The organism is Kitasatospora sp. NPDC004615 (genome assembly GCF_042873545.1).
Taxonomy (GTDB): Bacteria; Actinomycetota; Actinomycetes; order Streptomycetales; family Streptomycetaceae; genus Kitasatospora.
The window spans coordinates 168483-181341 of record NZ_JBIALQ010000004.1; the positions used below are offsets into that span (position 1 = coordinate 168483).

At 71.9% G+C, this 12859-nt stretch carries 14 protein-coding genes and 1 pseudogene; 6 read left to right on the forward strand and 9 right to left on the reverse strand.

Annotated elements, in window-relative coordinates; genetic code table 11:
* The first annotated feature begins 15 nt into the window (after window positions 1–15).
* Both ACFYS8_RS15645 and ACFYS8_RS15650 read left to right on the forward strand, forming a co-directional pair.
* A complete protein-coding gene (locus ACFYS8_RS15645) occupies window positions 16–873 on the forward strand; it encodes a nitroreductase/quinone reductase family protein (protein WP_387641082.1) in 858 nt (285 codons plus the stop codon).
* Between the two features lie 60 nt (window positions 874–933).
* Window positions 934–1461, forward strand: a complete 528-nt coding sequence (locus ACFYS8_RS15650) for a MarR family winged helix-turn-helix transcriptional regulator (protein WP_387641084.1) — start codon at window positions 934–936, stop codon at window positions 1459–1461.
* Here ACFYS8_RS15650 and ACFYS8_RS15655 read toward each other — a convergent pair.
* The 8 genes from ACFYS8_RS15655 to ACFYS8_RS15690 all read right to left on the reverse strand — a co-directional run bounded on the left by ACFYS8_RS15655 (window position 1389) and on the right by ACFYS8_RS15690 (window position 9428).
* Entirely contained in the window at window positions 1389–2561 is a 1173-nt protein-coding gene (locus ACFYS8_RS15655; protein WP_387641086.1) for a hypothetical protein, read from the reverse strand. The two genes, ACFYS8_RS15650 and ACFYS8_RS15655, sit on opposite strands and share 73 nt — an antisense overlap.
* A gap of 551 nt (window positions 2562–3112) precedes the next feature.
* Complete coding sequence (locus ACFYS8_RS15660; RefSeq protein ID WP_387641088.1) at window positions 3113–4870, reverse strand: hypothetical protein; 1758 nt, start codon at window positions 4868–4870, stop codon at window positions 3113–3115.
* 246 nt (window positions 4871–5116) lie between these two features.
* Entirely contained in the window at window positions 5117–5956 is an 840-nt protein-coding gene (locus tag ACFYS8_RS15665) for an SDR family NAD(P)-dependent oxidoreductase (RefSeq protein ID WP_387641091.1), read from the reverse strand.
* Between the two features lie 95 nt (window positions 5957–6051).
* A complete protein-coding gene (locus ACFYS8_RS15670) occupies window positions 6052–7515 on the reverse strand; it encodes an MFS transporter (RefSeq protein ID WP_387641094.1) in 1464 nt (487 codons plus the stop codon).
* A gap of 84 nt (window positions 7516–7599) precedes the next feature.
* Complete coding sequence (locus ACFYS8_RS15675; protein ID WP_387641097.1) at window positions 7600–8046, reverse strand: RrF2 family transcriptional regulator; 447 nt, start codon at window positions 8044–8046, stop codon at window positions 7600–7602.
* A gap of 361 nt (window positions 8047–8407) precedes the next feature.
* Window positions 8408–9058, reverse strand: a complete 651-nt coding sequence (locus ACFYS8_RS15680; RefSeq protein ID WP_387641099.1) for a hypothetical protein — start codon at window positions 9056–9058, stop codon at window positions 8408–8410.
* Window positions 9058–9225 (reverse strand): hypothetical protein, encoded by a 168-nt coding sequence (locus ACFYS8_RS15685; protein ID WP_387641101.1) that lies wholly within the window; start codon window positions 9223–9225, stop codon window positions 9058–9060. Before ACFYS8_RS15685 ends, ACFYS8_RS15680 begins: the two co-directional genes overlap by 1 nt.
* 62 nt (window positions 9226–9287) lie before the next feature.
* Complete coding sequence (locus tag ACFYS8_RS15690; RefSeq protein ID WP_387641104.1) at window positions 9288–9428, reverse strand: hypothetical protein; 141 nt, start codon at window positions 9426–9428, stop codon at window positions 9288–9290.
* Between the two features lie 352 nt (window positions 9429–9780).
* Here ACFYS8_RS15690 and ACFYS8_RS15695 point away from each other — a divergent pair, with 352 nt between their 5' ends.
* The 3 genes from ACFYS8_RS15695 (at window position 9781) to ACFYS8_RS15705 (ending at window position 12095) form a co-directional block, all read left to right on the forward strand.
* Window positions 9781–10542, forward strand: coding sequence for a GNAT family N-acetyltransferase (locus ACFYS8_RS15695; protein ID WP_387641107.1), 762 nt, complete (start codon window positions 9781–9783; stop codon window positions 10540–10542).
* A gap of 52 nt (window positions 10543–10594) precedes the next feature.
* Entirely contained in the window at window positions 10595–10819 is a 225-nt protein-coding gene (gene infA / locus ACFYS8_RS15700; protein ID WP_043911924.1) for a translation initiation factor IF-1, read from the forward strand.
* 100 nt (window positions 10820–10919) lie between these two features.
* On the forward strand, window positions 10920–12095 hold the full coding sequence (locus ACFYS8_RS15705; RefSeq protein WP_387641110.1) for an 8-amino-7-oxononanoate synthase: 1176 nt from the start codon (window positions 10920–10922) through the stop codon (window positions 12093–12095).
* Between the two features lie 6 nt (window positions 12096–12101).
* On the opposite strand, the gene ACFYS8_RS15710 is transcribed toward ACFYS8_RS15705, so the two are convergent.
* Window positions 12102–12443 (reverse strand): hypothetical protein, encoded by a 342-nt coding sequence (locus ACFYS8_RS15710; RefSeq protein ID WP_387641113.1) that lies wholly within the window; start codon window positions 12441–12443, stop codon window positions 12102–12104.
* A gap of 234 nt (window positions 12444–12677) precedes the next feature.
* On the opposite strand from ACFYS8_RS15710, the pseudogene ACFYS8_RS15715 reads away from it, so the two are divergent.
* Window positions 12678–12824 (forward strand): annotated as a pseudogene (locus ACFYS8_RS15715) (GntR family transcriptional regulator); the annotation flags it as partial.
* Window positions 12825–12859 lie beyond the last annotated feature (35 nt).

Genomic DNA, 12859 nt, shown 5'->3' on the forward strand with positions numbered 1-12859 from the left:
GAGTGGGGGAGAGCCATGGACGAGAGCTTCAACCAGCGGGTCATCAGGAAATTCCGGGCGCAGGGCGGACACGTCGAGGACTTCCCCGCGATCCTGCTCCTCACCACCGCCGGACGACGCACCGGCCAGCCCCGCACCACACCGCTCGTCTACCACCAGGACGGCGGCCGCTACCTGGTGTTCGGCTCCAACGGGGGCGACGCCGCGCACCCCCAGTGGTACCGCAACCTGATCGCCGCGGGCGGCGGCATCGTCGAACTCCCCGACGGCGAGGGCGGGGTGACCACCCTCTCGGTCCGCCCCGTCGAACTCGGCCCCGCCGAACGCGACCACCAGTACGCCGAACAGGCCCGCCGCGTACCGTCGTTCGCCACCTTCGAGGAGCGCACCGACCGCACCATCCCGGTCCTCGCGCTGCACCCGCTCGACCTCTCCGCCGACCCCGCACTCGCCGGCCGGGTGATCGAGCAACTCCGGCTCCACCACGAGGACCTGCGCCGCCAGCTCGCCGAGCTGCGCACCCGCCTGGACGGCGCCGGCCCCGTGCCCGGACCCGACCTCGCCGCCCAACTGCGCGAGCACTGCCTGAAGTTCTGCTACGGCCTCGGCATGCACCACACCCGCGAGGAGGGCGCCTTCACCGCCTTCGAGCAGCAGTACCCCCAGCTGATCCCGGCCCTCGCCCGGCTGCGCGTCGAACACCGCACCGTCGCCGAAGCGCTCACCCGCTTCGAGGAGCGGCTGGCGGCCCCCGGCGTCGAGGTCGCCGAGCTGCGCGCCGAACTCGACCGGCTCACCGACGGCCTGGAAGCCCACTTCGCGTACGAGGAGACCCACCTGCGGCCGCCGTCCGCCCCGCACCCGCCGCGCTGACCGGCCCGTCCGGTACGGTGAGGGCCGGCGGCCAGGAATCGGACAGCGCTTGGAGGTTGGATGGCCCGCGCGGAGTCCGAGCAGGAGCGGGACGGCGGCCTGACCGCGCCGGACGCTGTGCGGGCCATGCTGCTGCTGATGCCCCGGGTGGCGGCGCGGGTCAAGCGGATCGCCGTTCCCGACGCGCTGGCCGGCTTCCAGCTCGCGCCCCGGCACCTGTCGCTGCTCTCGTACCTGGTGTACGACGGCCCGATGCCGGTCGGGATGCTGGCCGCGCGGCTCGAAGTCGCGCCCACCACGGTGAGTTTGATGGTCGGCGACCTGACCCGCCAGGGCGTCCTGGAGCGCTGCCCCGACCCCTCGGACCGCCGCCGCACCATCGTCTCGCTCAGCTGCGACCCCGCGACCCGCACCGCGATCGAGCGCTGGCTCGCCAACGGCGCCGCCGCCTGGCAGGCCGCGTTCGCCCCGCTCACGCCCGCCGAACGCGCGCTGTTCGTCCGCACCATGACCGCCTACGAGCAGGGCGCGGCGGGCGCGGCGGGCGCGGCGGGCGCGGCAGGCTCGGCGGGCTCGGACGGCGAGTAGGGCGGTGGCGGCCAGGGGCCGGCCAGTAGGCGGCGGGCCTCGGTGACGGCCGCGCGGGCCAGGTCGGTGCGGCTGAGGGCGTCCGGGGAGAGGCGTTCCGGGCCGAGGTCGATCAGTGGGCGGAGCGATTCCGGGCGGGCGAGTGGGGCCCAGCCGCCGTGGGTGATCACGCTGATGCCGGTCGAGGCGCGCAGGCCGCCGTCCACGATCAGGCGCAGCCACCAGCGGACCAGTTCCCAGCGGGCGCGCTCGTACGGCAGGTCGGTGTCGTCGGCGGGGAGGGAGTCGGAGAGCCGCAGTTCGGCCAGCACCTGTTCGAAGAGGGGTACTGCCTGGTCGTGTTCCTTCTCCGGGAGCCGGGCGAGGCGCGGCAGTGAGGGCGCGTCGACGCCGAGTGCGTCCGCCACCAGGCCCGCTGTGATCAGCTGATCGTCGTACACCTGGCGGCCCACCAGCCGTTCCAGCGCCAGCATCCGCAGGTACTCCACCGCCTCGGCCGCGGTGGTGGCCGTCGGATCGTGCGGGGTGGTGACGGTGCTCTCCGGATCGCCCACCACGAAGTACGACCAGAACGGGACGGTGAAGACGGCGCGCGCGTTGCGGTTGCCGGGCATGTTCGTGAACTCGACGCGCAGCCAGTCGGCCAGGTCGTGGCCGTACTCGATGATGTCGGTCTGGTGCACCGACAGCACCGGGTGCCCCGGCCCGAACGGCGCCGGCGGCAGGTAGCGGTGGCCATGCAGCGGCACCAGTTGCGGCACGGACGCCAGCGCGGCCCGGGCGACCCGCTCCCGCTCCGACGCGTCCTCCGGCCGCGGACCCCAGCGCGGATACCAGAACCCGTTGCTACGGACGTCGAACAGCGTGCCCTCGACCGGCCAGGCGAGTTGCTCGCGCAGTGCCTCCGGATCGCCGTGCCGCCAGTCCGGCCAGCGCGGTCCGGTCGGCAGGCCCGCCGCCAGGAACACCCGGTGGTCGGGCGCGAACCGGAACCCGAACCGGGCCTCCACGGCGTCCAGTTCGCGGTCCGTCAGCCCCGGCTCGACGTTCCGCAGCCGGCGTTGCCAGATCCTGGCCGTCTCGATGCTCGGCACCGTCATCGTGCGCCCTCTCTCCTCGATCACGCTCACCGTATCCGCCCCGACCGGCGGTTTTACGGCCGGTGGGTCTGGCCGTAGGTGGCGGTGAAGTCCTGACCGGTACGGAGAGGCGCTCCCAGCGGATGGCCGCCGGGCCGCTCGTGGAGTCGATGAGGACGATGAGGCGATCGGCCGACTGCCGGTCACGGGGCGGGAGATGGCGGGGGAGAGCGGTGAGGAGTTCGTGGGCGGGTCGGGTGCTGACGGACCGGGCGATGTCGGCGGCCGGGATTCGGGCCGCATCGTCGGAGTCGGTGGCCGCTGAGGAGTCGAGGGCGAGCCGGACCGCGCCCATGCAGGTGATCACCCGGACGTCCTCGACGGTGGCGTCGGTGTCGAACTGCCAGATCTCGGACCGACGCCCGAACCTGGCGAGGGTGGCAGGGACCCTCCGCGCCGTGGACACGATGCGCTCGGCGACGACGCCGCCGGACTCCCAGAGCGGACTCACCGCACTCGCCCCTCCACCGACCGCGGGCCGGGACGATGACCGGCCCGCGGCGGGTGTTCCGTCAGTCCTTCAGCCGGCCCTGCAGGGCCTTCGACAACTCGGCGATACAGGCGGCGAGTTGGGTGTTGGTCAGCTGGCTCGGGTCGCCGCCGCAGTTGGCGGTGGGTTGGCCCGAGGGCTGGGGCTGGGGTTGAGGTTGGGGTTGGGGTTGGCCGCCCGGGGCCGGGATCTGGCCGGTGAGGGAGACCAGGTTGGGGGTGACGGTGGCGTCGCCGGAGAGGTCGATGTAGTCCTGGGTCTGGCCGCTGAAGTCCACGAAGCCGCGCCACATGTCCCGGCCGAACGGGATGATCTCCTGGAGTGCGCCGCCCTGGCCGGCGCTGATGGTGATCGAGGTCTGCTGCGCCATGTAGGAGACCATCCGGCTGGCCAGCACGTCCAGGTTCACGGCGGGGGCGTCGTCGCTGCGGACGTACACGTGCAGGTCGTTGAGGCCGCCGCCGGCCCGGTCCGCCTGGAGGACGGCGAACGCCACCACCAGCTGGGAGGAGCTCTCGCGGGGGACCAGTGGCGTCACGTAGTACAGGTGGCCGTCCGCTTTCGAACGGAGCAGGAACTCACCGGGGTTGGTGGCGTTGGTGCCCGCCGAGGTGTGCGCGAAGCCGAAGCCCTGGTCGTCCTTCGCGCCGCGGCCGCCCAGCCACTGCACCTCGTGGATCTGCGAGCGCACCACCGACGCCGGGTACACCGCCCCCGGCAGCTCGCCCGGTTCGACCTGCGCCCGGTACGTCACGTCAGGCTTCCCGTTCGACGACCCGCGCAGCACCAGCACCCCGGCCGGGGCCAGGACGGTGCGCTGCTTCCAACCGGTCTCCCGGGCCACCGAGATGACCACCACCGGCTGGGCGGTACGCGGGTCGGGGCCGTCGCAGTAGCCCCAGATGTCCTGGTCGCTGTAGACCAGTCCCGGGAACCTCTCAGCGAGCAGGTTACGCAGGCTGACCGCGCCCGTCCCGCCGAACGCCCGGTTGAACGCGTGGTCGCCGCGGAACGCGCAGCTGACCACCGAGTTGGACTTGCCGTCCCAGACCGCGACGCCCTCCATCGGCTGCTCACCCGAACCGTCCAGCACCGCGGTCCACGCGCCGCCACTGGCTGCGCCGGGGAGGTAGTGCAGGCTGTGGTTCATCAGATGAACGCCCGAGGAGAGACCGGCGCTGTCCGTGAGCGCCTTGGTTGCCGCCGCGTACGAGGCGGTGCGCGCCTCGAAGTCGAAGGCCGGCATCGACGCGGTCTTCACGCAGGCCGGCACGTCCGCCGTACCCACCAGATCGCACCGGCCGCCGTCACCGGGCCGGGAGTGCTCCGTCACCGGCAGCACCGAACGGGGCGTCCCTCCACCCGCAGGTACGTCCAGCACCGTCGCCGCCGCGTAGAACCGGCCGGCGTCCTTGTCGTTGTCCCACACGCCCGTGCCGGCCCGCACCAGCGAACCGACCAGCGCCAGCAGCACCACCGAGACCGCGAGGCGCGCCCGCCAACCGCCGAAGCCCACCCCCGTCTCGTCCACGGCGTACACCACCGCCCAGACCGTGCCGCACAACCCCACGGCGAGCCAGAACCAGAACAGCGGCGCGGCATCGACCAGCCCGCCGTGCGGGAAGAACTGCCGCTTCAGCAACAGCACATAGCTCTGATCCTGCTGCCCGAACCCACCGAACACCGCATGCTTGACCACCCACACCAGCCCGGCGGCCAGTGGCATCCACAGCCACCACACCGCCAACCCCCGTGCCACCAACCTGACATGACGACTCATCAGCAAACCCCTCCCACTCGCCCGGACCTTCCCCGCCCCGCCGACCCGCCAAGCCTGCCACGCGCCCCCGACAGCACCTGCGGCCGGCCGGTGGCGGATGTTGTGGAGGCTTTCGGGGGTTCGTTCCAGCCGTCGCGGGGGCGGGCGGCGATTCAGCGCGGAGCGGGCACCGGCTGCGGGCTGTCCAGCCGTCGCGGGGGCGGGCGGCGAATCAGCGCGGAGCGGGCACCGGCTGCGGGCCGTTCGTCATGAGGCGCCCGCCTTCTCGCGCAGGAGTTCCCTGGTGATGCTGTCGAGCCGCGCCGCGGCGCCCTTGTCGAACGCAGGGCGCAGCAGGCTGAGGTGCGTGCCCTCCGCGAAGGCGCTCAGCGGCTCCCGAGGCGGGGAGTCGACGATCTCGAGGATCGGCGGGACGGTGAACTCGACCGGCTGCGCGGCCCGCTTCATCCGGTCGATGTGTGCCGCGGTGACGGCGTCGAACTCGCCCGCGAAACCGGTGCGCGTCCCACCGGGGAACAGCAGCACGTACCGGGCGCGACGCGCGCTCCCGTCCTCGGCGAACGAGACACCGAGGAGGTCGTTGAGCCGGCCGCCCTGGAACATGGCCGACCAGCCGTCGTAGCCCCGTTCGAGCCCGAGGTCGTTCCAGTGGATGCCCGGCGCCCCTACGCCGGGACCGGCGATGTTCATCACGACCGGCGTCTCGGCCTTGTTCATCAGGTCGGCCAGGCCGTACCCGAGCAGGTACCGGCTGAGGTAGTAGAGCGCGAAGTTGTGCTCGATCCCCTCGGAGGTGACCAGCCGACGGCTGCGGAAGTACCGCGCGCACAGCACGAGTACGTCCACCGCCTCGAACCGGTCCTCGATCTCCGCGATGACGCGCCGGTTCTCGCTGACGAGGCTGAGGTCGGCCTCGATGAAGAAGGCGCGGTCGGCCGCGCCCGACTTCTGCGCCGCGTCGAGGTACTTCTTCCCCTTCACCGGGTCCGGAGCGATGACGACCACCTGGTCGCCCCGGCCGAGACAGGTGTTGGCGAGCGCCTGCCCGATACCGGAAGTGCCCCCCGTGACAACAACGGTCTTCACGTGATCCTCCTCGGAACACTGGGTCGTGAGATTCCGCGCAGCAGAAGAGATCCCGCCCTGGACGGGACGAGTCGCGTTCCTACTGGACGTTGTTCCTACTGGACGTTGTTCAGTTCCTGCGCCGACGAGGCCGCCGGAGCCGCCTCGCCCTCCACCGCTGGTGTGGGACGCATCCGGGACGCGAGGACGAGCGTGAGGACGACGACCACGGCCATGGCCAGGAAGACGTCGGAGTAGGCCGAGCCGTGGTGGCCGGAGAAGAGGGGGTTGATGGCGTCGCTGCCGCTCTGCTGCCTCGCGGACACCAGCACACCGAACACGGCCGGGCCGGTACCGGCCCCGAGGAACTGGGCCCCCTGGAGGATCCCGAGGCCGGCACCGACCTGCTCGGGGGGCAGTTCGCTCGCCGCGGCGCCGATGATGGTGGTCATCACGAACATGAAGCCGATGCTCAGCCCGAGGATCCCGGCACCGGCGAAGACCACCGAGGAGCCGCCGGCGAAGGACGAGAGGAACAGCGAGAACAGCCCGATGAGGCCGAGCCCGAGGAGCACCAGGACCCGCGCATCGACGCGGCCGGCGAGGCGTCCGATCCACGGCGAGAGGAGCGCGGTCACGACGCCGGCCGGGATCATGACCAACGCGCCCTTTCCCGGGGTGAGTTCGTTGACCTCCACGAGCAGCAGCGGGACGAACACCAGACCGCCGAGGTTGACGGCCATCGCCAGGAACGCGACGAGGATGCCGGTCCGGTAGACGCGGTCGGTGAACAGCGACGGCGGAACGAACGGCTGATCGACCCGGACGGTGCGCACCCCGAAGACCACGAGCGCCGCGACGGCGACCAGCAGGCTGCCCCAGGACAGCGGGTCGGTGAAGCCGGAGACCTGCGCCCGGGTCATGCCGAACAGGACGAGACCGGCCCCGAGGCCGAGCAGGACGCCGCCCGGGAGGTCGAGTCGGCCCGAGCCCTGCGGAGCCTCGTCCGGGAGTACCCGCAGGGCCGGGACCAGCAGTAGCGAGACCACGAGCGTGATCCAGAACAGTGCGGGCCAGCCGAGCGCCTCCCCGATGCCGCCGCCCAGCGCCGGCCCGGCGGCGGTGCCGACGCCCGCACCGGCCGAGACGACGCCGATCCCGGCACCGCGCCGCTCCGGCGGCAGCAGCGTCGTGACGGCGATGACCGACAGCACGGGGATCGCGGCCGCGCCGACGCCCGTCACGATCCGCCCGGCCACGAGCACGGCCAGGTTCGGGGAGAGCGCGCAGATCAGGCTCCCGAGGGCGTAGCTGAGGAGCGCGAACGCGAAGAGCCGGCGCAGGCTCACCCGGTCCGAGATGCGGCCGTACAGGGGGATCCCGATGGAGAACATCAGCAGGAAGCCGGTGACGACCCAGGCGAGTTCCGCCTCGGAGGCGCCGAACTCGGACCCGATCGTCGGAAGCATCAGGTTGACCATGTCGCTGGCCGTGACCGTGACGAGGATCGCCGGCATCAGGACGGCGAGTAAGCCCATCCCCGAGCCGGTCCGCCCGGTCGTTGTCGACGTGGAAGTCATTCGAGGCCCTTCGGGTGACTTACCGCCACCATGGTAGTTACAGTTTGGGCAAAAAAGCGGCGGAGGCACTGCCTCCGCCATCGATCAACTGGTGACGCGTTGCGCGAGCTCGCGCTCACTGGCCAGCACTTGCCGGACGAGGTGGGCGATCGTCGTCCGCCCGAGCCGTTCCTTCATGGCCCGCTCCGCGTCCTGGAACTCCGCCTCGAGCAGCTTCTGCATGTTCCGCCCCACCTCGCACTCGGCGCTCGGCGGGTGCGGGTGCCGCGACAGGATCGGCCCCGCCTCCACCGCCGTGTAGGCGTCGTAGAGCGTGATCTCGCGGGCGGGCCGGGCGAGCGACCAGCCGCCGTTGCGCCCCTCGGTGGACGAGACCAGGCCGGCGTCCCGCAGGCTGCCGAGGATCCGCCGCACCAGAACCGGATTGCTGGCCAGGCTCTCCGCGATCTCCGCGGATGTCAGCGAGTGGTCCCAGCGCCCCAGCATGGTGAGTGCGTGGATCGCCACCGCGCTCCTGCTGCTGATGCTCACCGTGATGATCCCTTCGCGACGGTCGCCTCGCCGATCCAACTGCAACCACGCTAGTGGCGGTTCGATCCGGACGTCAATCCGCTGCGCGGCCGTCACCGCCCGGCGGACCATGCTTCGCGGCGCGGCCGTCACCGCCCGGCGGACCATGCTTCGCTGCGCGGCCGGCTGCGGCCGAGGACTGGACCGACGCCGCTGTGGGCGCCCAGCAGGACGGGCTGTGGGTACTGACCGGGACGCAGCGGCGCGCCCTCGCGGAGCGGACGCTCCTGGGGCTGCCGACCCGTCACCGCCCTCCAAACGTCCAAGCCGCCCGCAAGATCCTGACTGCATGCACGGGCGGCCGATTCTGCCTCTCTCTTCCCTACCCCCGGACCAGTGCGGACAGGGAATCCGCGTCGGCCGGGGAGTCGGCGACCACGGCAAGCAGCGAACCGTCCGCGAAGACCAGGTCCACCCGCTCGGGCTGGCGGGAGCGGCGGACGCCGGTGCGGTGCAGCTCCGCGCGGCCGAAGGCACCCATCAGCTCACCGTTGTCGTGGTCCACCAGCAGCACCCGCCGCTCGGTGACCGCCAGCAGCGCCCGGTTGTGCCGAAAGGCACGGTGGCGCAGCGGCCCGGTGCGGACCGCGATCACGAACCGACCGGCCAGCGAACCCCATCCGCCCACGAGCGGCCTGCCGTGAAGCGCCCGGCGGAGCCCCTTGAAGCTCTTCTCGAACAGCGCCTCGCCGAGCTCCTCTACCCAACCCGCCACGTTGAGCAGTTGGAACGGCAGCAGGAGGACGGTCAGACAGCCCCGCCCCTTGCCGGGCCGGGCCGGCTCGCGGCCGGGCACCGGTGGCTTCTCGACCCGGTACCGCCGGGGAAGCTCCCGCCGGAGGTACGGGTCGAGCCCGAGGTCGCAGACCCCGAACAGCCGCTCTCCCGGCTCCAGGTGCGCCTCCGGCAGCCGCATCCAGCCCACCAGGTGTTGGCGGTACGCCTGCTCCGCCTTGGGACCCCGCCGTGCCATCAGCCGAACGCCTCCTCGATCCGGGTCTTCGGCACCCGGTAGGCGGGCGCCAGCTTCTCGCCGTCGAACTGGTGGGTCACCGCGTCAATGTTGGTGTCGCTGTTGATCGCGTCCCCGATCGGCGCGGCCCCTGGTCCCGCTCCGCGCTGGTGGCGGCGGTACGTCACTGCGCACCCTATCGATCACCGTGCGGACGTTCGAAGGCGACCGATCGCTCAGCCGGGCCGGTTCAGCATCGCCGGCAGGCCAGGCGGCGGCTCATGACCGTGATCATCGACCACCGAGCCATCGCCTCGGTGGTGTCGGTGCGGGCCTCGTAGGCGCGGGCGAGGCGGCGTGAGCGCATCAGCCACGCGAACGTCCGCTCCACCAGCCACCTTTCGGCAGCACAACGAAGCCGGACGTGGCCCTCGGCTCCGACGCCGCCCGACCGGCCTGGCCCTCACAGGCAACAACGACCGGGACCAAGTCCGGGGCCACCAAGGTCCGGTGAGGCAGCGGCAACCTCACGTGAGACAGGACAGCGCGGTGGGAAATTAAATCGCTTGGCGGGGGCGAAGGGCGGTTGCTAACGTACGGATCACCGTGACAGGACGCGAGGAGGTGAACACCCATGAGAGCTGGACCAAGGTGGGTGCTCCCCCTTTTCCTCACGGTGTGCGGCTGATTGAGCTGCTGTCGGGAGCGCCTTGGTATGCAGGCACTTTCGAAGGGCGACAGCCATGAACACTGTGATGATTTCCCGGGTCGACGAGGCCCAGTGGCAGGCGGTGGCGGACGAGCGGATCGTCGGCCACGGTGATGTCTCCGAGCGGCCCGACGGCCGACTCTTCGTCAGTATCGACGTGTGGCAGGACGAGGCGTTCGACCCGCTTGCCGAGGCGATGCTGGGCGAGCTGTCGGGCAGCGTGCTGCACACGCTGGTCGGCGGCGGGGATGCCGAGCTGGCGTCCCGTTGGGAGCGGGCCGGGTTCGCCGTCGAGCGGCGTGAGTGGGAGTACCTGTTGCCCACCCGCACGGACGGTGGTGGCCAGGTCCCGGAGGGCGTGACGATTCTTCCTGCCGGTACGGCGGACGAGCGGCTGCTGCGTGAGCTCGACCGTGAGGTGCGGGCGCAGGTCGAGGCTGAAGTCGGCTGGCACACGATGCCCGTCGAGCTCAGGTCCGGCCCGGCGGGGGACACGTTGGTGGATCCTTCGCTGTACGCCGTCGCCCTGGTGGACGGGCAGTACGCGGGGCTGATCCGGGTGGTGTCGCGGGGCAGGCGGGCCCGGATCGGGCTGCTCGCCGTGCGTGCCGAGTACCGGCGGCGCGGGGCGGGGCGGGCCCTGCTCGGGCACGCGCTGGCCGCGCTCGACGAGGCCGGCACCGAATCCGCGTGGACGGAGATCGACCAGGCCAACACCGCCGCCACCACCCTGTTCGAGCACTTCGGTGCCCGGCGCATGGGCCACCTCGCCGAACTGGTGCGCCGCCCGCACTGACACCGGCACCACCCACCACATTTCGCTTCACCGACTCGAGAAACGAGCTGTCTTGCCGCGTATCGCCAAAGGCCTGGAAATCGAGGGCACCGTACTGGAGTGCCTGCGCAACGCCACCTTCAAGGTGGAACTCCAGAACGGCCACCAGGTGCTCGCCCACATCAGCGGAAAGATTCGCAAGAACTACATCAAGATCCTCCCGTTCGACCGCGTGCTGGTCGAGGTCAGCCCGTACGACCTGACCCGAGGCCGGATCCTGTTCCGCTACCGCAACTGACTCGCCGTCGGGCAGTGGCCGCCACCCCGGCGTGTGCGAAGGCGCACATCGGGGTGGCGGCCGTTGCCCCCGGGCGGGGGAGGGTGACAGAGTGCCGGGCATGGAAGAGTCGCAGGTCAGGACAGGGACGCGGGGTGCGCGCCCGGAGACGGTGTTCGACTGGGTGGACGCGGCGGCCGCCGAACGGGAGGCCGCCGGGCTGACCAGGCGGCTGCGCAGCCGTCCCGCCGAGGACGAGGTGCTCGACCTCGCGTCCAACGACTACCTCGGGCTGACCAGGCACCCGGCGGTCACGGGCGCGGCCGCCGAGGCCGCGTTGCGCTGGGGCGGCGGGTCGACCGGATCCCGCCTGGTCACCGGCACCACCGCGGCGCACACCGAACTCGAGCGGGAACTCGCCGAGTTCTGCGGCTACGAGGCGGCCCTGGTGTTCTCCTCCGGCTACACCGCCAACCTGGCCGTGCTCACCGCACTCGCCGGCCCGGACACCCTGATCGTCTCCGACGCCCACAACCACGCCTCGCTGATCGACGGCTGCCGCCTCGCCAAGGGCCAGGTCGCCCGGGCCCGGCACTGCGACCCGCAGTCCGTCCGCGAAGCGCTCGCCGTCCGCACTCAGCGGCGCGCCCTGGTGGTCACCGACTCGGTGTTCTCGGTCGACGGCAACGCCGCCCCGCTCGACCAACACCTCGAAGCCGCCCGCGAGTTCGGCGCCGCACTCGTCCTCGACGACGCCCACGGCCTCGGCGTGCTCGGCCCCGGCGGCGCGGGCGCGGGAGCGGCCTTCGGCATCGCCGGCCAGCCCGATGTGGTCGCCACCGCGACGCTCTCCAAGTCGCTCGCCTCCCAGGGCGGCGTGGTGCTCGGCCCCGAACGGGTGATCCGGCACCTGATCTCCGCCGCCCGCACCTTCATCTTCGACACCGGCCTCAACCCGGCCGCGGTCGGCGCCGCCCTCGGCGCGCTGCGCCTGCTGCGCGCCGAACCAGGCCGGGCCGACGACGCCCTCCGGGTGGCCCGCGAACTCTCCACCCGCCTGGCCGAGTTCGGCCTCGACGCCACCGCACCCGACGGCGCGGTGGTGTCGGTGCGGGCCGACGACCCGGAGCACGCGGTGCGCTGGGCCGCCGCCTGCCGCGACGAAGGACTCGCGGTCGGCTGCTTCCGTCCCCCGTCCGTCCCCGACGGCGTGCCCCGGCTGCGCCTGACCGCCCGCGCCGACCTGACCGACGATCAGATCGCGTTCGCGGTCGGCGTGGTGGTCAAGACGCGATAGGCCCGGTCAGTTGAAGACGACCTGGTCGACCGTCCAGAACGCCGAGTTGGTGCCGGTGTAGCGGAACTGGAAGCGCGCCGTGGACGCGCCCGCCGGAACGGTGACGGCCAGGTGCTCGACGGTGTTCAGGTCGGCCCGGTAGGACTTGACCAGCTGCGGGGCGCCGTTGTCGAACACCACGTACACGTCGCCGGTCTGCGGGCCGTCGATCTTGTAGTCGGTGGCGAAGGACAGCGTGCCGCGGCTCAGTCCGGCCACCGGGTAGGCGGGGGAGATCAGCGTCGAGTCGAACTGGCCGGCGCCGTGCGCCTTGTCGTCCCACTCGTCGGAGTCGGCGACCGCGAACACGTTGCGCGCCCGGACGTTGGTCTCCCGGCTCTGGGCGATCTGCGCGGCCGTCCAAGTGCAGGAACACCTCGTCCGGGTTGCCGTGAGCGAGGAAGTCGGCGGCGTCGGCGGCGGTCTTCGGGTCGTTCTCGCTCTCCGCGATCCGCAGGTCGGCCTTGCCGTTTCCGTCGCTGCGCGGGTCGGGGTTCGGCCGATCAATTCGTGCTCGGGGCGGTCGAGACCGCAGAGGAGCGCCGTCTCGGCACCCCGCCCGCTCTCCCGATGCTGCTCCACCGCCGCAGCCGCGATGACGCCGGTCGGCCGCTGGAGCTGGTTCGCACGCTGTGTCGCGGCGATCGGTTCAGTTTCACGCTCGACCTGACCGCTCCGACGACGGATTGACGGGGCGGCGGCTCCGCGTCGAGTCTTGACCGCGT

Excerpts from the sequence above, each read along its gene's own strand:
- ACFYS8_RS15680 (WP_387641099.1), bottom strand. The coding sequence starts at position 9,058 with ATGGCACGGCGGGGTCCCAAGGCGGAGCAGGCGTACCGCCAACACCTG.
- ACFYS8_RS15695 (WP_387641107.1), top strand. The coding sequence starts at position 9,781 with ATGAACACTGTGATGATTTCCCGGGTCGACGAGGCCCAGTGGCAGGCG.
- ACFYS8_RS15705 (WP_387641110.1), top strand. The coding sequence starts at position 10,920 with ATGGAAGAGTCGCAGGTCAGGACAGGGACGCGGGGTGCGCGCCCGGAG.
- ACFYS8_RS15650 (WP_387641084.1), top strand. The coding sequence starts at position 934 with ATGGCCCGCGCGGAGTCCGAGCAGGAGCGGGACGGCGGCCTGACCGCG.
- ACFYS8_RS15670 (WP_387641094.1), bottom strand. The coding sequence starts at position 7,515 with ATGACTTCCACGTCGACAACGACCGGGCGGACCGGCTCGGGGATGGGC.
- ACFYS8_RS15645 (WP_387641082.1), top strand. The coding sequence starts at position 16 with ATGGACGAGAGCTTCAACCAGCGGGTCATCAGGAAATTCCGGGCGCAG.
- ACFYS8_RS15655 (WP_387641086.1), bottom strand. The coding sequence starts at position 2,561 with ATGACGGTGCCGAGCATCGAGACGGCCAGGATCTGGCAACGCCGGCTG.
- ACFYS8_RS15660 (WP_387641088.1), bottom strand. The coding sequence starts at position 4,870 with ATGAGTCGTCATGTCAGGTTGGTGGCACGGGGGTTGGCGGTGTGGTGG.